The organism is Chlorogloea sp. CCALA 695 (assembly GCF_003003885.1).
In the GTDB taxonomy this organism is placed as follows: Bacteria; Cyanobacteriota; Cyanobacteriia; order Cyanobacteriales; family Chroococcidiopsidaceae; genus Aliterella.
Map to the genome: position 1 here is coordinate 17,850 of NZ_PVWN01000032.1, position 18,638 is coordinate 36,487.

The 18,638-nt window shown below is 43.0% G+C and carries 17 protein-coding genes and 1 pseudogene; 12 read left to right on the forward strand and 6 right to left on the reverse strand.

Annotated features, from left to right (window positions below):
- Window positions 1-135: a hypothetical protein gene (locus C7B70_RS28390; protein ID WP_009631109.1), complete on the reverse strand. Its 135-nt coding sequence runs from the start codon at window positions 133-135 to the stop codon at window positions 1-3.
- Window positions 136-263: 128 nt separating this feature from the next.
- Between C7B70_RS28390 and C7B70_RS26010 the strand changes: the two genes are divergently transcribed.
- The 7 genes from C7B70_RS26010 (at window position 264) to C7B70_RS15815 (ending at window position 10,825) form a co-directional block, all read left to right on the forward strand.
- On the forward strand, window positions 264-464 hold the full coding sequence (locus tag C7B70_RS26010) for a hypothetical protein (protein WP_146134076.1): 201 nt from the start codon (window positions 264-266) through the stop codon (window positions 462-464).
- A 39-nt stretch (window positions 465-503) separates the two neighbouring features.
- Window positions 504-8,030: a strawberry notch C-terminal domain-containing protein gene (locus C7B70_RS15795; protein WP_146134077.1), complete on the forward strand. Its 7,527-nt coding sequence runs from the start codon at window positions 504-506 to the stop codon at window positions 8,028-8,030.
- A gap of 23 nt (window positions 8,031-8,053) precedes the next feature.
- The gene (locus C7B70_RS26410; RefSeq protein ID WP_158260509.1) at window positions 8,054-8,191 is read left to right on the forward strand and encodes a hypothetical protein; all 138 of its coding nucleotides are present in this window, start codon (window positions 8,054-8,056) and stop codon (window positions 8,189-8,191) included.
- 41 nt (window positions 8,192-8,232) lie between these two features.
- Complete coding sequence (locus C7B70_RS15800) at window positions 8,233-8,505, forward strand: alpha/beta fold hydrolase (RefSeq protein ID WP_199192297.1); 273 nt, start codon at window positions 8,233-8,235, stop codon at window positions 8,503-8,505.
- A 53-nt stretch (window positions 8,506-8,558) separates the two neighbouring features.
- Entirely contained in the window at window positions 8,559-9,680 is a 1,122-nt protein-coding gene (locus C7B70_RS15805) for an IS630 family transposase (RefSeq protein WP_106369981.1), read from the forward strand.
- Complete coding sequence (locus C7B70_RS15810; protein ID WP_199192298.1) at window positions 9,670-10,269, forward strand: alpha/beta fold hydrolase; 600 nt, start codon at window positions 9,670-9,672, stop codon at window positions 10,267-10,269. The genes C7B70_RS15805 and C7B70_RS15810 overlap by 11 nt, the downstream gene beginning before the upstream one ends.
- Before the next feature lie 238 nt (window positions 10,270-10,507).
- Entirely contained in the window at window positions 10,508-10,825 is a 318-nt protein-coding gene (locus tag C7B70_RS15815) for a hypothetical protein (RefSeq protein WP_106369982.1), read from the forward strand.
- Between the two features lie 8 nt (window positions 10,826-10,833).
- On the opposite strand, the gene C7B70_RS15820 is transcribed toward C7B70_RS15815, so the two are convergent.
- The 4 genes and pseudogenes from C7B70_RS15820 to C7B70_RS28815 all read right to left on the reverse strand — a co-directional run.
- Window positions 10,834-11,328 carry a hypothetical protein gene (locus C7B70_RS15820; protein ID WP_106369983.1) on the reverse strand — a complete coding sequence of 165 codons (495 nt, stop codon included), beginning with the start codon at window positions 11,326-11,328 and terminating at the stop codon, window positions 10,834-10,836.
- Between the two features lie 217 nt (window positions 11,329-11,545).
- Complete coding sequence (locus C7B70_RS15825) at window positions 11,546-12,424, reverse strand: class I SAM-dependent methyltransferase (RefSeq protein WP_106369984.1); 879 nt, start codon at window positions 12,422-12,424, stop codon at window positions 11,546-11,548.
- Window positions 12,425-12,536: 112 nt separating this feature from the next.
- Window positions 12,537-12,638 carry an IS1 family transposase gene (locus tag C7B70_RS28810; RefSeq protein ID WP_106369985.1) on the reverse strand — a complete coding sequence of 34 codons (102 nt, stop codon included), beginning with the start codon at window positions 12,636-12,638 and terminating at the stop codon, window positions 12,537-12,539.
- 707 nt (window positions 12,639-13,345) lie between these two features.
- Window positions 13,346-13,705, reverse strand: a pseudogene (locus tag C7B70_RS28815) (saccharopine dehydrogenase NADP-binding domain-containing protein); the annotation flags it as partial.
- A 93-nt stretch (window positions 13,706-13,798) separates the two neighbouring features.
- Here C7B70_RS28815 and C7B70_RS15840 point away from each other — a divergent pair.
- From C7B70_RS15840 to C7B70_RS15855, 5 genes are all read left to right on the forward strand, one after another.
- Complete coding sequence (locus tag C7B70_RS15840) at window positions 13,799-14,122, forward strand: hypothetical protein (protein WP_106369987.1); 324 nt, start codon at window positions 13,799-13,801, stop codon at window positions 14,120-14,122.
- 1,038 nt (window positions 14,123-15,160) lie between these two features.
- Window positions 15,161-15,283, forward strand: a complete 123-nt coding sequence (locus C7B70_RS28395) for a hypothetical protein (protein WP_255409343.1) — start codon at window positions 15,161-15,163, stop codon at window positions 15,281-15,283.
- A 543-nt stretch (window positions 15,284-15,826) separates the two neighbouring features.
- A complete protein-coding gene (locus tag C7B70_RS15845; protein WP_106369988.1) occupies window positions 15,827-16,270 on the forward strand; it encodes a DUF4079 domain-containing protein in 444 nt (147 codons plus the stop codon).
- Between the two features lie 298 nt (window positions 16,271-16,568).
- Window positions 16,569-16,901, forward strand: a complete 333-nt coding sequence (locus tag C7B70_RS15850) for a hypothetical protein (RefSeq protein ID WP_106369989.1) — start codon at window positions 16,569-16,571, stop codon at window positions 16,899-16,901.
- A gap of 73 nt (window positions 16,902-16,974) precedes the next feature.
- Window positions 16,975-18,123, forward strand: coding sequence for a saccharopine dehydrogenase family protein (locus C7B70_RS15855; RefSeq protein ID WP_106369990.1), 1,149 nt, complete (start codon window positions 16,975-16,977; stop codon window positions 18,121-18,123).
- A 330-nt stretch (window positions 18,124-18,453) separates the two neighbouring features.
- Here the strand turns inward: C7B70_RS15855 and C7B70_RS28400 are convergent, their stop codons facing one another.
- Window positions 18,454-18,576 (reverse strand): hypothetical protein, encoded by a 123-nt coding sequence (locus tag C7B70_RS28400; RefSeq protein ID WP_255409344.1) that lies wholly within the window; start codon window positions 18,574-18,576, stop codon window positions 18,454-18,456.
- Between the last annotated feature and the right edge of the window lie 62 nt (window positions 18,577-18,638).

The following is an 18,638-nucleotide window of genomic DNA, read 5'->3' on the forward strand; positions in this document are numbered from 1 at the left end:
TTAACGTTCTATCCAAGCATTTGAGCGTTCCACAATCCGCCTTGCTGCCACTGGGACAAATCCGGTTTTCTTTTGGGAGTCAATTTCTGCTAGCGTAGGCTTCGGTGCTAGTTTAAACCAAATCTTAATCATCATCTGAGGGTAAAGTATCTAGAAATTAGTATTGCAAAAAGTAAACTCAGATTGACTTGACCTTTAACATAGTGCAAAAATCCAGCTAACCGCAAGTTAAAGCTTGCTCCGCTCAATCACCAATACCACCCGTGAATAGCCAACCGCGAACCGTCCAAATGTATTTTGACGGTGTTGAAGTGCTACGGATTGAAGATGGCAACAAGTGTCATGAAATCTTATTCCCACCTGGTCATCAACCGGATTCGATGGAAATGAGATGGGATGGTGAGTTAGTTTACGCTATCTCAAATGCTACTTCCGAAGTTCTAGTCAACCGTCTGCCTAAATAATCAAACCCAAGCCAACTTAATTTATTTGAGGTGGTATTTTTGCACCAGCAATTAGTCACAGCTTTCGCCAACGAATTCACCAACGGCGATAATTTTGTCTCAATTACTTCAGCCCGGAAGTTGGCTCAAGCGGTCTTGAACCAAAAGATTGAGCCAGGAACACCTATAGCAAAAATCGTAGATGAATCTGTAGAGCAGGGCTTAATCCTAGCGGCGCGGCAATTAGTCCAGCGCTCTAGCGACCCCATCGAAACTTGGCAGCAATGCTTGGATTTGTATGATCGCCAGCCAGCGCTAAATACTCGTACCAGCACGAGCATTCTCCAGCAAGCCTACAGTACCCCCGTTCCTATTGCTTTCCTCGCGGCTAAGTTAGCCCAAATTGATGGGGAGACAACAGTTTACGAACCGACCGCAGGCAATGGGGCGCTGCTGTTGCTTGCCGATCCCAATAAAGCCATAGTTAACGAACTCAATAGTGATCGCGCCGCAGCATTGAGAGTGCAAGGGTTTACAGTAACCCAAAAAGATGCCAGTAGTTTTGTCCCCGCTACTGAGGCTGTAGACAGGATTATCACTAATCCACCTTTTGGCTCAGTAAAGGATACCCAAGGACAAACTCGGATATTTCAGCGCGGACGGTTAACGACCAGCCAGTTAGATCATGCGATCGCACTTTCAGCATTGGATTTGATGAAAGCCGATGGCAGAGCCGTTCTCATCTTGGGTGGGAAGATGGGTAACGAGAGTTCGCGCACCGAACGATACAATACGCAGTTAACTAGGGGATTTTATCATTGGCTATATAAAGATGCTGGTTATAAGGTTACAGATCATTTTTCTTTAGCTGGGGACTTGTACCGCAAACAAGGTACAACTTTTCCCATTGATGTGATTGTAATTGAGGGTAGAGGTGAAACAGAGCTAAAGTTACCTGGCGTACAACCACCGCGCATCTATGAGAGTTATGAAGACCTAAAGGAGGTTTTAGTTTATGCAAGCAGGCAAAGTGTACAACCGCAGAAAAATAATGGAATTACCTTACAAGGAATTCACCCCAGGGAGGCTTTGGTGTCCAACATCTCCTACAAGTCTCGACCCACCATTGGTTTGGACAACAGTGTTGATTCCAGAGGTACTGAATCAGATCGAGAGCCAAGAAGAATACCTGATTCTTTTAACGCGCCGAGTGGAGTGGTTGATACAGGAATGGATCGACGATTGGATGGCGAATTACGACCAGGAAGAGGATTTAGAAGTCAAATTGTGGATAGTACAGGAAATAGAGCAATATCTTCCTCTGGATCTGCAATACCTCAATCCCAATCAGAGTCCCAGAGAGATGGCATCGTATTTAATAACGAACTACTGGAATCTGCAACAGGCAGCTTTGAACGATCAACAGTTTCCAGTAAGCCCACCTCCAAAGTTGGAAACAGATTTGAACCTTCTACGGGAAATGAATTTGATGGATTGGTTAGCGTTCATGAACACCGAAGCAAACCCGCACAACTTTCAGGATTAAATAACATGAGCGAACTATCATCGTTGCAGGAAGTTGATTCAGACATAGTTCTTGAACAAATTGAAAATCAAGTTGCTTACAAGCCACGAAGTAAAGCCTATTCTTTAGCCACGTTAGCGCCTGCTTCCTCTCTCAAAGGGCTAGATAATGTATTCAACAAAATTGAGGCAACGACAGGGCTGACAATTGATGAGTATGTACGCGACAGGCTGAATGAGCCTTCTACTGAGGAGTTATTTAACCACTACGCCGCCGAACAAATTGATTCATTGGCTTTATCCATTTACAATCATGAGGAAGAAAATAAAGCAACTTTAATAGGTCATGACACAGGAATTGGTAAAACTCGGATTCTCTGCGGTTTAGCAAGATACGCCCAGCAGCGAGGGATGACTCCTGTAATCGTAACTGCCGACCCAGTTTTGTATGGCGACATATTGGCACGGGATGGTGTAGATACCGGAAACAACTTTAATCCATTTATTACTAATAGTAAATTTAACCTCAAGCTAACAGGAGCTAATGGCGATGTAATTAGCGAAATCAGTACACCAGAAAATCAAATAGAGAAAGTTAGAGAGTATGCACAAGCAGGAAATGTTGGAGAGCATGATTGCGTTTTTACAACTTACGGGCAGCTGACAGGCCCAACTAGCATAGAGCGGCGGCAACTACTAAATGCGATCGCACCGAAAACTTTCCTGATTCTGGATGAAAGCCATAAAGCCGGAGGACCTGCTGGAGACAATCAAACCGACAAGAAAAAGTCTCAAACACCTTCTTGTACCGAGTTCTTCCAATCGCTAGTCAAGGAAACCAAAGGATTTGTCGCGTCCAGTGCAACAGCCATCAAAGACCCCATCGTTGCCGCGCGACTATTTTATGAAACAACTGACCTCAAACTAGCCGCCGCCGACCGAGACAAGTTTGCCGACCACCTCAAAGCAGGGGGTGTACCCCTACAGCAACAAGTATTTTCGATGTGGGCAGAGTCCGGCGGCTGCATCCGTTGTGAAAAATCCTATGAAGGGGTAGAGTTTGGCGTTGCTAAGTACCCTGTTGACTTACAAACAGCAGAAACCAATTCAAAGATTCTCAACCTGATTTGGCAGTTTGACTATATCAAAGAAAAAGTAGTAACTGAAATTAGCGGTGATTATGCCGATGCGGGGGAAGCAGCACGTAAAAATAACCCAGCACTGGGGGATGCAGGAGCAAGCAGTACAATTTTTACTAGCGTCCTGCATAACTTAACGGCGGTAACAGCATTAGGATTGAAAGCCGAGGAAACAGCAAATGCGGCAATCGCCGACATCGAACAGGGACGCAAACCGATATTGATGCTGTTCAACACGATGGAATCAACCGTTAGAGATTTTGTGGATAGCCATAACCAACTAGCCACACTCCACAATGCAGAATTTCCCGATAGCCCCATGCAACCAATTAGAGTTGGCGATGACGTTACGATTAATGCTGGGCAGTTATTTACTCGCTACTTGGAAAAAGCAAGGTCGATTAAAATCACCGAGCCGTATTTAGACGAGCTAACGGGAAAGCAAGTAACCCGTACTCACCGCTTGACCGATACAGAGATAGGACTTGAAGGAGTTGCCGCTTTCAATCGAGCCGAAAAAGCGATCGCCTCCGCCGACTGGAGCAAGTTACCGATCTCACCAATTGACTATATCAAGCAGAAAATTGAAGACGCGGGGCATTCTATTGGCGAAATAACTGGACGCACTCATATTCTTAAATACGGCTCTGCCCAAGACCTGGCATCGGGGGTAGTAACCTACCAAACCAGGGAACGGGGAACGGCGCAGAAAAAGCAAGTAATGGATGATTTTCAAAACGGTAGAGTGGACGCGGTAATAACTAATTCCACTACTGGCTACTCCCTTCACGCCTCACGAACAGTAGCCGACCAAAGGCAGCGAGTAATGTACATTGTTCAGCCGCACCTAGACGTTAACCAAGTAGAACAATCCATCGGGCGCAGCCATAGAAGCGGACAAGTTAACCCAGCAATTCATCCTCCTGACAAGCTGGACGAGCAGGGACAACCGATGTGGGGTCAGTACCCCGGCACATTTGGCTTGCCAGTATTTAAGTTGGTAGTAGGTCAAGATTTGCCTACTGAAGAAAGAGCAGTGGCAATTCTGATGAAAAAGATGAGCCACTTGAAAGCAAATACAACGGGTAATAGCTCCTCCAGCTTTGGTTTAGCAGATATGCCTGACTTTATTAACGATTATGGCAATGAAGTGGCGCAAAACTTAATGGAGCAAAACCCAGACCTCCACGAGGATTTGGATTTTCCGCTCAATGGAGTTGATGGGTTTAAAGATCCCAAAGCCATCCAAAAAGTAACGGGTCGAGCAATAATGCTCACCAGTGACGCTTCTCCAACAGAGGAGCAGCCCTATCCTTCGTTGGCTCGGCAGACGTGGCTCTATGAAACTTTGACTTCTGACTACAAGGAGTTACTAACCCAGAAAATTGCTCTGGGTGAGAATGAATTAGAGGCACAGAAACTAGATTTGCAAGCGGAGCCAGTATCGCGTTTGGTTCTCAGTCCTGGAAAACCGGAAGTTGATAGCCCTTTCACTAAACCCGCTTATTTAGTTGAAGTAAAGGCAAAGACCGGAGCTAAACCCAATACCACTGAGCAAGTTATTAATGCTATAAGGCAGGAGTTGGGCTTTGAAAGAGTTGCTGATAAGAGCGATGGCGCATTATTCGACGTGCGGGAAAAAGGTGAGGAAGTAGCGACCCAACTGGTAGAACAGTTAAGTAGCAACGTGGGAGAATATTTAGCTCGGCAAGAAGCTTTGAGCGAGGCGGGAATAGTTCTAGCAAGTGAGAGAGTAGAGAAATTTCAACAGAGGCTTAGTGCAGGATTAGAGGAACAAAGTAATCTACAGCAAAGCCTTGATACTGCGGTGTCTTCAAAAGACGTGGAATTGTCTGCTCTCCTCAACACCCAGTTAGAACAGCTTGCGCCAAAGATTGACAAACTACAAACTCAGACCAGTAAAGCCAAACTCGACTTAAATGGCAAGAGTTTTCAGCAGGAGAAAGAAGGGCGGAGTATCAAAGAATCGTTAGCTGAAACTAGCGCTTTGCTGCAACAGTTTCCAGTGGGTCAACCTGTCCGCTTGATGGACAATAAAACCAAAAACTACCTGTATGGGGTAGTGTCGGCGGTAGAACAAAAAAGCAAAGCAAATAACCCTGCTGCGCCGATTAACTGGAAGGTCAAGCTATTAGTTGTTGATGGGGTGCGATCGCTATCCATCGGATTAAAAAATTTATCAAAGGGCGGCGGTCAAACTTTAGAACCTGTTGAATCGGCGGCTAGTTTTGCAAATGTCAACCAAGAAGTTTCTATTTACGACTTGTTCGACCAGAGACAAAGCGAGTCGAAAGAAAAGCGTTATTTAGTGACGGGACAGGTTTTGGCTACCGAACTAACGGGTAAGTTTGCCCAAGTTAGCGACCATCAGGGGCAAGTTCATCCGGTTTATCTATTGCGGCGGGGCTTTGACCCAGCAATAGATATGAATATCAAACCCGTCATGCTCAAAGGTGTCGAGCAAATCAAGCAGTTTTTTGATAAAACTCAAAAAGTCGGAATTGTAAAAACTGAAGACGAGAATCTAACAGTTATCGCTGATATCAAACCAAGTAATATTGGCGGCATAATTATCAAAACTGCCAAAGCCACTGCTGAGGGCGGGATATATTTTAAAAATGAAGGCTTGTTGCAACTAACTGGAGACTTCACCAGCAAAACCGAATCAGTAAAGGAAGGCAATAAGACCAAATCACAGGGAATCATGACTGTCACCGTCAGCACAGATAAAACGAATGAGGTGTTAGCTTACCTTGGGTCTAAATGGGGTTTGGGTGCTGCTACTCATAAAGATGTGGCACGAGAAATGCTAGGACAAGTATTACCATCCTGGGAGCCGTGCAATGAAATTAACCCCGATGTTGAACGGGTACTTGTTACTCGCACTCCCCAAAGCATGAGGGGCGAAGTTACACAGCCAGGTTTAGAAAAACCGGATTTGGCAAGCGATCTCAACGCCGCTATAAGTACAGCAACCCCCATTGAGACTAAGATTACAGCCTCAAAAGTAACAACTTCTATGGTTGAAGGCGACAGTGTGGTAGCTCCCCCCGCACCTACGCTGCCAGCGCCAGACGCATTAGCGCCTACATCCGAAGTTACAAACAGTGTTTCGCCAGACTTGCAAATCCTTGAGCCAAAGATTCAGCGTGGAGGAGCGGAGACAAATATTGCTAAACTACTGCACCAGGCAGGATTAGCTGTAGAAATTCTTAAGGGCGATGACTTTTATCTTAAGGTTGAAAACCAACCTTTCACACCATTGTCAATCGAGCGTCACGGAAAAGAATTGTACTTAACCCATTACCTTACGGATAATTATGGAGATTTGTTTCTCGATGCGGAAATGGTTTTTAATGTTTCTGCCCAAGGACAATTAACTCTGACACAAACGGCTAGTCAAAATCCTTTGACGGGCGGAGAGTACCGCACTAATGGCGATCGCTCTTTTGGTCAACTATTCTCTCGTAACCTGATAGAGCAAGGGTTTGACAAAGCTGCATTATCAGCTTTTCAAGCCAAACAGCAGTCAGCGCTGGCACAGGGGCAAGCTTCAGTAGAAGTTGAGAATTTACATCTTCCAGCACCAAGTCAAGAACAAACTCTAATCCAGGTTAAAAACCCAGGGCAAATAGAACCTGACCAACAGTTAAAGCAAGTACCCGCCGTTACTATAAAAGCTAACGAGCAACCCAAAGATGAAGTACCCGCCGTCGCAACCGTTGTCACTAATCCCTTAGCACAAAAAGCTGTAGAGCCATCTTTGCAACCTCCACAGGTAGCAGCTAAAGAATCGCCTAAGACTAAACCATCTTTAGGTAAGTCTTCTGCCAGCACTCAAGAAACGCAAGCTGAACCTCAAGGAGTCCAATTGAGCTTGTTTGACGTTGGATTAAGCCCAATTCCTGCTGCTGAAGTTAAGAGCGTACCTCAAAGTACAGCCAAAGTAGAAAAAGAGCCAACTCTGAATGTAAGTCAAGTCAGTGAACCTGTACAAGGGGTTAAAGAAACTGTTGTACCTCCACACGTAGAAACGCCACTAATAAATAAAGAACCTTCCAGCGAAAGGGCTACTTCTTCCGTGCCTTCTAGAGAGCTTGTTACAAGTGCGACAGAGAAAGTAGATCCCATGCGGATTTTTCAGCAAGTAGTAGAGCGCGTTGACAGGCAGACTGACGAAATGCTTGCTACCCTCCATTCTTCTAGCCCATCGCTAAATATGCTGCGGGATTGGTACAAAGCTGCAAGAGAACTAGGCAAATCCCAAAAGCATCTTGACCGAATTTCTCAAACTGGAAATAATTTCAAGCAGGGGGAACCATTGACAGACAGAGCTATTAAAGTCATGACAAAAGATTTCCAGGCGTACTACAAGCAATTAATAGTAGTTGAGCAATTGAGCAACCTGGGCGACGGGGACTTGCTTGCGCTCAACCAAAGTATAACCAATTACCTGAACTCCCCCCCGCCAAGCCCCCCACCTCTTGCTGACCGACAAAAAGTTGAGTCTGAGGTTAAGCAAATTACAGACCATATCAACTCTCTGGGTCATCAACAAGCCGAGCAGTTAGCAACGGTTGAAGCTATGCAAAAAAGTCCTTTTCGTAGTTGGAATGGTAAGTACGATTTAGCCGTTGCCCAGGTAGAACAGACAGCGAACAAGCTAGATAATGCGACTTCTCATTTGCAGCACAGACAAAACCAGCTAGGGCAATGGAACAAACAAGAAATGGCTTACTCTTTATGGGATAAAGCACCGCAGACTATTGAGATGCGGGGTTTTGCCAAGGGCTTACAGTCGCCTCAATTGCAAGAGCGACTAAATAGCATTTCTAAGGTAAAGCAGCAAGAGTTCGCTCGTAGCCAGGTTTTCAGTAATCGGCAGGCTGGGTTATCGGCTTAATCTATGATTATCCAAAATTAATAATGCTGCATTCTGATTTGCTATCTAATAGCCCTTTTGCAGATTTTTTAGGGATTTTAGTTGATACAGTGAAGCAATCTCCCCCAGGTGTTTCAGCCGATAAAATTCGTAGAAGCCTCCATTATTTTATTTACGCCTGAGCTGATAAAAGTATCCAAAAGCAATCTTGAAAAAGCAACAGATGAAAAGCAAACAAATTAGCTGCAACGAGGTTTACTTATTTTCAGAATCGTTTGGCTCTCCAGATGACACCCCAATTTTGTTAATCATGGGGGCAATGACTTCAGCAATTTGGTGGTCGGAGGATTTTTGCCACCAACTAGCGAGTGTGGGACGATACGTGATTCGTTACGACCACCGGGATACTGGACGCTCAACCAGCTACGAGCCAGGACAAATCAACTATTCCGTTGAAGATCTAGCAGATGATGCTTGCTGTGTTCTTGATGGTTAAGCTAATCGGCGTTTAGGTTGCATAATAAAGAACAGAACTCCTTAAAAGCAATTATGCCACCACCAGCTAAGAACTTTTTAACGCCGTTACAAGTTACTCAGTTACAGCAGGCTCTTAAAGAGAATGAACTAGCGCACGTTAGGGAAAGAATTTTAATTATTCTGCTTCAAAACGATGGCAGAACGCAAAAAGAAATTTCTAGATTTTTGGGTTGTTCGCCTAGAACAGTGGCATATTGGTGTATGCACGGAGACCCAGACAACTTGGAAAGCTTACATAATAAACGAGAGTACGAACATTACCGAAAAGCTACGACTGAGTATATTGAATTGTTATTAAAAACAGTGGAGCGAACGCCATCAGACTTAGGTTATGAATTTGGTCGATGGACGGCAGAGAGATTAGCTACATATTTAACAGAGCAAACAGGGATTAAGTTAAGTAGTTCTCAAGTCAGGAGGATATTAAAGCGAAAAAAGTATAGTTATATCTGGGCTAAATATGATTTAGAATCTAAACAAAAGCCAATAGAAAGAGCTTTGTTCCAAGAGAGACTTAGGGACTATTTAGCAGTAGCTAGAGATTATCCAGAACTTTTGCAGGTATGGTTTTGGGACGAAAGTGGTTTTAGTTTACGTGTGATTCGTCGGAAAAACTGGGGTAAGAAAGGACAGCGCAAGAGAATTCCAGGGCAACGCCGTCGTGGTCGAATAAATGTCATGGGAGCAATCCGAGAATCAGACCGGAAGCAAGTATGTTTCTTTATTGAAAAAGGCAATGCAGATATTTTCTTGGAGCAACTGCAACAATTTAATGAATTAATCAAACAAGAGTGGGTAAACAAAGGCAACCGCTCTGTTGATTTTCAGTCCCATGGACCTAGAATTATTTTGATTCTAGATAATGCTAGTTTTCATAAACGTCAAGACATTTTAAGTAAAATATCTAAAGAGTTTCCTAACTTCCGGCTAGATTTTTTGCCAGCTTATAGCCCTGACTACAACATTATAGAATTAGTTTGGCATTCATGTAAAGAATATATTGCTCACCGTCTGTTCCACTCAGTAAATGAATTGAAGCTACTACTGGATAGGCTGTTAAACCAAGGCGAGTTAGTAATTAAATGGCATCGAAAGATCAAGAATAAAGGGAATAACCATTATATTGCAGCTTAAATGCTTATTAGCTTATGGAATTCAGTCTGCCCATGTGGTGGGGATGTCGCTGGGAGGTTATCTCGCTCAACTCATAGCGCTTAAGCGTCCCCAACGCATCAAAAGTTTGACCTTGATCGCCTCAGAACGTTTGGCTGAGGTAGATCCGACAATACCTAGCATTGATCCATCTGTCCTTAACTACCATGCAAAAGCCAGCGAACTGGATTGGACAAACCGTGAGGAAGTGATTGAATACAAGGTCGGTGCATGGCGATTGCTTTCTGGTTCTGCCCATCTCTTTGATGAATTAACAATACGTGAATTAGCAGGCGGCGACTTTGATCGCACACCCAATCCAACAACTGCTTTTAATCATGCTCTGCTTCAGGGAGGAGAGAGATGGCTTAACCGTCTTGATGAAATTGCTGCTCCAACTCTAGTGATTCACGGCACAGAAGACCTTGTTCTGCCCTATGCTCATAGTTTGGCGTTAAAAGCAGAGATTCCTAACGCTGAATTGCTCGCATTGTCTGGAACCGGACATGAACTGCATCGTAATGACTGGGCTACCATCATTGAGGCGATACAGAGACATACTGCATTCTGAGAAGCTACGACATCATGAGTGATTTCCACAAAGTTTGCTTGCCTTCGCGTCTGAACTATTTATTTTTTGTTCTACCACTTGACTCTAAAGCTGCGTGAGGCTCTTACCATAGGTGCAGTTTCGGATGATTAGTGCTGGTAGGTATTTGGGGAGCGCAAGATTTACTACAGCGCTGAAGCTGCGCTCAAGGCAGGGCTAGAGCGGTTGATTGGGGAGAGTTAACAGTCAGTTTGAAGCTATGCAAGAAAGTCCCTTTCACAGTTGGAATGGCAAGTACGATTTAGCTGTTGCCCAGGTAGAGCAGACGGCGAACAAGCTAGATAATGCGATCGCACATTTGCAGCAGAGACAAAACCAGCTAGGGCAATGGAATAAGCAGGAAAGAGCTTACTCTTTGTGGGATAAATCACCTCAAACAGTTGAGATGCGGAATCTTGCCCAAGGTTTAAAATCGCCTCAATTGCAGGAGCGGCTAAATAGTATTCCCAAGATAGAACGACAAGAGTTGGCGCGCAGCCAAGCTTCCAGCGCTCGACAGGCTGGGTTATCAGCTTAAATTGAGACTCATCCGAGATCGATAACGCCGCACTCTGATTCGCTGTCTAGTTGAGCATACAAAATATCTAGTAACTCATCTTTCGATGGTGCTTGCTCCAAATTTTGGATGGTTAAGCACCAGTGTTTAGAAATACCTAAATCTTTTCTTGCCTTACTAAACTCTGGGGATTTAATCATTTCATGCTGGCTTTGAGGAATCAAATGACCGCCGCTCACATTCATCGCTACAACTACAGGCTCATCCTTGGTACGCCATAAGCGAATTAAGAAGTTAGCTTTAAGAATAAGACTTAACCACTGCTCTGGGTCTTCAATATTAGCTAACCGGGGTAGAACTCGCTCTACTCTCTGACTTAGATGAGTTTCCAAGGCGGTTTGAACTTGGCTCAGGTCTAGAGTAGGAGCTAACAAGCTCAAACTGTGAGCAAAGCACTCAAACCACTGCTCGGCGGGTGAAAGCTCAGAATAAAAATCTACATTAGATTGAGTTAACGACACCATTATCACTCGTTTATCTAGTGTGAACCAGGAGGGGCAGGAACAATTAGTAACTCCCCCTCTGCAATCTTATCTTAGCCAGTAATCCAGCAATCCAAGGCTTATCTCCATACTTACATCTGTACTGAAGGGCTATTGTCTCTAAAGTGGCTTGTGTTTCCTCAGACATTTTCTAGGTACTCGTTCCTCAAAACAAGTAGCTATTAGCAATTAATAACGATCATTCTTTGGTGGCGACAAGAGCAGAAAACTCATGTATTACTGGAACTTCTTGTCCCTTAGCAAAACTTTCATCTGCATAGCGGACAAAATTTTGCATAACTTGAGGCAGTAAATTCTTGTCCAAAGCATCTAAAAACCCAGCAGAAGCACCCGACTTTATCATATATTCAGCCACTTCATTACCGTCTTTACAAGGAACGGTCACTTCGCCATCCCAGGCTTCCTGGACTTTAAAGCTACTTCGGCAAAAAGTTTTTATCAAATAATTTTTGTCTTTTGGCAAATGAATGACCATATTCTTTATCATGGCATTTGGGTAATCTATTAGAACCTTTGTAAATAGATTAGAAATAGCTTTTAGTGAGCAAGCCCTATTTTCAATCAACCCAATGAACCCTTCTGGTTTTACTACTCTTTCTATTTCCTGGAGGAACTTACCGTGTTCTAAGTAGCAAATTCCCCAACCACAAACAATCCCATCTACGGATTTATCTGAAAGCCCTGACAGAAAAGAGAGAGCGTCAGATTGCACAAAGTTAATATTTGAAATGCCTTGAGATATAGCATTCTCTTGATTACATTGAAGCATACTAGGAGAAATGTCTACTGCAACCACTTTTCCATGTTTTCCAACTTTCTCAGCTAACCGATGAGTTAAAAAACCTGTCCCACAAGCTAAATCCAAGATATGTTGACCTGACTTGATTGAAAGTTTTTCCAACATTCCTAACGCCCCTTTCCCAAGATATCTTGAGTAATAGGCATCGTAGGACGCGACCACTGCATTATAGTCAGCCGTTGGGTCTGAGTTAATATTACTTAGCTTGAGCATGACTGTTCTATAAATCAGGTATGGCAATCTTATTACTGACTTCATTGATTCACCTTACAAATTAATGACTAATGTATAGGTACGTGTCTTTACTAACTAATGGCTAGTTAGTGAATAAATTAACTGACTTTCGTAAATTGAGAAGCTTGAATTTTCGTTAATTCTTCCGCAATTGTACCCTACAGTTCTGGCAGCGATAACGTTGCTTACCTAATGTTGATTCACCATGTTTGACAACTTTAGCGCTGTGGCAGAGCATACTTTTTCTTCAAAATTAAGATCATCTTGACTTAGACTTTTCAAAAATTCAAGGGGAGAATATAATTGCTCAATATGGAACACCCCTGCTGGAAATGAAGACAAAGCAAGATTTTCAGCAACTTTTGCAGCCACTAATCCGGTCGTCTTCGCTTCACCTGTTCCCCAAAGCGAACATTCATATAAATATTCTTTTGATTGTAAGTTACCTGCTTCCACTTTAATAACAAACTTATCCGATCCAAAATGTAATCGTTTTAGGACGCTGATTAATGATTCTTTGACATCTTTCATCATCAAAATACGGCTCAGACCTACTCTTTTTGCTAAAGCGAATAAGTAGGTCATTAAGGCTGAGTCAAAACAGAGACGAGTTGAGACGCTCCTAAGACCCAGGGTTTGTGGAATCACTTTCTGATCTGAGAAATTGAACCGATAAGCTATTCTTCTCCCTATCCCATTTGGAAATACTGATTGTTTGCCATCCTCAAAACCTTTGACCTTTCTTGGTTCACCGCCATGAATAATGGTAAAGTCAGTACTCAAATTCTCAAGAGTCCATCTATATGCTGCATCTCCATGAACTTCTCCTAACCCAAGGAGAATATAAATATCTGCGTATGTCATATCTGGCAACTTTGATTGGCAGTGTTTCGCTAAAAGGTTAGTTAAACCAGGAGCCAACCCTACACTTAAAACTGCTGTAGCTCCAGTCTTCTCAGCTTCCTTGTTCAGCGCCTCAATTTTGGAAAGAATATGATGGCTGGCAGAAATATCAATATAGTGAATGCCGCGTTGAATACATTGCCGAGCAAATTTAATATTTTCTTGATCCAGGCACATTATAACAATTTCAACATCGTCAAGTAATTTGCCACTGTCGGAAGTGCCAGAAATATCCAATGCTATCGGGATTACCTGCTGATTTAACTTTAATGCAAGATTTTGTGCTTTTTGATAATTTCTTCCGGCCACAATAACTTGCCCAGGAAAATTCTTAACCAACTGAGTCGCAATAATACGACCGACACTACCATATCCACCAATGACTAGAATTTTCTTATTCACCTTCTATCTCCACTCACCTTCTATCTCGATGGACATATTTGCATTTTAACTATTTAGTATTAGGAAGCCAACAATCCGAGCAGTTAGCAACCGTTGAAGCTATGCAAAAAAGCACTTTCCGCTTGGAATGGCAAGTACGATTTAGCTGTTGCCCAGGTAGAGCAGACGGCGAACAAGCTAGATAATGCGATCGCACATTTGCAGCAAAAACAAAACCAATTAGGGCAATGGAATAAGCAAGAAAGAGCTTACTCTTTATGGGATAAATCACCTCAAACAGTTGAAATGCGGAATCTTGCCAAGGGCTTACAGTCGCCTCAGTTGCAGGAGCGGCTGAGTAGCATTACTAAAGTAGAACGACAGAAGTTTGCGCGTAGCCAAGCTTCTAGCCCTCGGCAGGCAAGACTGTCGGCTTAAGCTATGATTATCCGAAATTAATAACCGCGCACTCCAATTTATTATCCAATTGAGTATATAAGATATCTAACAATTCGTCTTTTGAGGGGAACCCGTCTAGGTTTTGAATGGTTAAGCACCAGGTTTGGAAATACCTAAGCCTTTCCGGGCAGTGCTAAACTCTGGCTATTTAAGCAGTTTTAGCTGGCTTTGAGGCATTCCTTGACTGCCGCTTACATTCATCGCTACAATTACAGGCTCATCTTTAGTGCGCCACAAGCGAATCAAGAAGTTTGCCTCCCACAAGCCTTCTTATCAGCACTCTCAATTTTATTAACATCATGAGAATTGCTAAACGTGGTAATCGACAGTTGCATTAGGTCTATTTGTATGATACGGTAGAAATGTTTAGATGAAATTGAGACAAACTCTCACGTGCAGAAACATGAACACAGATGTTCACCGATGCTTGACTCTCGGTTCAAGCATGGTTACTATTTTAAATTCTGATTATTTTACCGTTCGACACTGGGAAAGAACGGTCAAGCAAAAGCTGCTTCGCTCGCTACGTTGAGGCAATCTTTGCTGGCTCTTTTTTTCAGACACTAAGGTTTTTGCCCTACTTCTAGTCAAGGTTTCTACTGCAACCTATTTTCGCAGTTACAGGTCGGCACAGCTATTTGCTGCCGATATAATTTATGTTTGTTTAATTTTCTGATTAGCCCAATTTGTCTAATTCAAATTGAGTTAGAAGTTCCAATTGGAATGATTAGCAAACACAATATAGCTATGCTTTTAAGCCGATTAATAACCCCTCTATGGAAGGAGGTTAACTATTTCGCTCAAGGCATTGCATTGAAAATGTAGTCAATATTACTCTTTTGAAAGGGGAGTCAACAAACCATGCTGACAACTTATCAAGCAGCAATCGCAATTGCTCTAGGTATGGCTACAATGGTTGGTTTATTTAAATACTAAACCGAGAAATAGTAACACTCAATTGAACATAATTCGCTGAGAATGTTCACCTGAGATTAGAATGATGGAGTTTTTAGAATCATGGATGCTCATGCTCACCATTACTTGACCTTTGGTTCAACTGACTTTGCAACTTCTGAGACTCTTGTCGATCGGCATTGGGAAAGAACAGTCAAGCAAAAGCTGCTTCGCTTGCTACATTGAGATAACGCTTGGCGATCCTTTCAAAAACTAGAATCTTTGCTGTTAATTCTAATTAAACTCTCTACTCTAAGCCAATGTTTGTTTGGTGGTTTAGTTGCATCTGTCTGACTTTGGTACAGATTGCGCCTGTTTAAGTTTTTGATTGGTTTAATTTGTTCAACTCTAGATTGCATTATGAGTTTCGATCGCAATGAAATTAAAACATCGAACAAAAAGACCCACAACGAGAAATTGCCCTTGCTGTTCCCACCGATTACTACGACATATTTGTGGTCGAAGAATTTATTGGTTCTGTCGAAATTGCTGGCAAGAAATGTATTTTCTAGAAGAAACACCTTTTAGAAGAGGCTTAAAGAGTATCTCATAGTACCGAATGGCATTAAGATAAGCCCCAGTCGGTTGGGTGGAACATTTGCAAAATGGTAACTGCCGCCGCCCCGCTTAATTTCCCCTTACCTTATTGCCATTTGCGTGAATGTGATGGTTGAGCCTCTTCTTTGACGCGCGTGCTATTTGTCCAAATCCTGAAACGAAGGTGAGAATATGACTTGGATTCTTTTTATTCACCCGATTGTGATGGCGGTTCTACTGGGTATTTCAATTTATGCGTTGTACTTAGGTATTCAAATTCGGCGCACAAGAGCCGCTACTGGCGATCTCAAGAAAGAGCTAATTCGAGGTAGATTTAATGTCCGACACCACCAGATTGGCTCATTGTTACTAGCGCTGTTGGTGCTTAGTGCCATTGGTGGCATGGCTGCCACCTATACGCACTATGGCAAGCTATTTGTGGGTACTCACCTGCTGGTAGGACTTGGCACAGTAGGTCTAATTGCCGTATCTGCTAGCCTGTCTCCTTTGATGCAAAGAGGAAACAATTGGGCGCGCTTAACTCATATAACTTTGAATGTAGCAATTCTAGCGCTGTTCGGTTGGCAGGCTGTCAGTGGTTTGCAAGGCGTGCAAAGTATCATCGAGAAGATGTAACCGAATTGAGAACGCAAGGAAAATGGCAGGTGCGTTTAGGCGTGCCAGGTAGCTTAAGCCAGCAAGTTACTATGGTTTCACCAATTTTCCTTGCGATTATTTTAGCGCCATTGTCTCATAGTACCAATGTTAAAAAAGCTTTCTAAAGTTTGTGCTAAATCCTGTCCAAAGCTTGAACTCAAACTAAGTTTTTGCAGCGATAGATTAGTTCAGAGGTTTATGCTGACAGACATTATACCCATCTAAGTTTTCAGTTTGATAATTTTGTTCAATGTAGATTAAATCAGGAGTTTCAATCATGATGTTCTTAGTCCGGCGCACAGAAAAGACTGTGTGGTCAGAGTTTTGTAATTGTGGTGTTTACTTTACACGATGGTTATCATCTTACTGGGTTAATATTTTTGCTATTGCAATTATATTAACCGCTACTTTGACCTACCTTCTAGCATTCGTTAACGCACCATTCACTCAAATCAGTAATGAAGATTACCAACCGATTTTAAGTGCTTTGTTTTTGAATAATGGGACGAGCAACAGCACTACACCTCAGTTCTCTGGCTACCGATTAGCACTCTTGTACGACTTTGGCAGATGGCTTGCTGTGCAAGCAATTCGACTGTTGTCTAACTGAGTTTAGAACCGTGGTTTGAAGACCTTAAATGATGGTTTGTTTTTAGATTATTGTCGTAATTCGTAGCAAAGAAATGACACAGCAAGTTCTAATTTTGGGTGGAAGTGGAAGGATTGGTCGCCAAGTTGCAGTCGATCTACTTACTTATACTTCTGCTCAAATTACAATCGCAGGACGCAACCTAAAGATCGGGCAGAGAGTCTCTCAGTTATTGGGCAATCGCTGTCAATTTTTGTCAATTGACTTAGATAAACCAGAACTGTTACAAGGCGCGATCGCACAGTCTAATTTAGTAATTCACTGTGCAGGTCCATTTCATCATCGCAATGCAAGTGTTTTGAGGCTTTGCATCGATCTAGCGGTGAACTATTTAGATGTAAGCGATCATCCGTCGTTTACTTGCAAAGCGATTGCCCTGAAAGTAAAAGCAGAAGCGGCAGGGATTACTGCGATCGTCAACACAGGTATTTTTCCGGGTCTTTCTAATAGCATGGTGCGGCGCGATGTTGACCAGCTTGATGAAGCCCAAAGCATTCATCTGAGCTATGTTGTCGGCGGTTCAGGCGGGGCAGGACTGACGGTGATGCAATCGACATTTTTAGGATTACAGCGTCCGTTTGAAGCTTGGATTGATGGCAAGCGCCGAAGCGTTAATCCTTACAGCGATCGTGAAGTGATTGATTTTCCGCACTATGGCAAAGTGGGCGTGTCTTGGTTTGATATGCCTGAATCTTTTACGCTTGCAGATACGTTCCCAGTCAAAACGGTGATTACTAAATTCGGATCGGTGCCGCGCTTCTATAACTATTTGACGTGGAGTGTAGCGCGATGCTGGCATCCTAAACTTTTACAATCGCAGAGCGTGATTGAGTTTTTATCACGAGTGAGCTATGGCATGACGCAGATCAGTAATCGCTTTAGCGGCATTGGAGTGGTGATTCGCTCGGAAGTGACTGGACTCAAACATGGTCAACGGGTGTCCTGCGTTTCAACCTTGGTGCATCCCAATACTGCTTGTGCTGCTGGAATTGGCACAGGAACGATTGCGGAATCATTGCTTTCTGGGGTACTAAAAAAACCAGGCGTTTGGTCTCCAGAACAAGCGGTATCAACTTCCCTGTTTGAAGCAGCAATGCAGAGCCGAGGCATTGAGATTCAGCAACAGTTATTCCCCACCCCGAGCCGCCATCCATTTGAAGTTCCTTCTGCTGTACTTTATTAATTTGCCATGTCATCAACCTCGTTTCTTGTTGCATTTTCAATGACTTGCCTAGCTCTGTATGTTGTCAATGTTGCAAAAGAAGAGATGCTGAGAATCTTTGCAGTAATCGTGGCAATGCTTGGCTTGTTTTTCAGTTTAGTGTTAGCGCCTTGGCTGGTACAAGCCTTAATGCTGATTTTTATTCTAATCTGGCGAAACCTTTCGCATCCTTCATCTCGTTCTCAGGAGAAACAGCAAAGATGTTCAATAAAGCTTACTTTTTAGTTTTAAATGATTCACGCTCATGGTATTTATTATTGTTTGCTGGAGTCGCGATCGGAATATGGGCTATCACAATTGTACGGCTTTGGTCATCGCTGCGATCGCATTGATATAACACTTATTTTGAAATTTAAACGTTACCGTGTCAATAAACTTATCTTGCATATCTCCATTCTGCATTGCTAATTTCATTATTATTGAGCTAATTTTTCCGCCTTAGTCTAGTCGCACTTCCAATGTTCTTAACCCCTGTG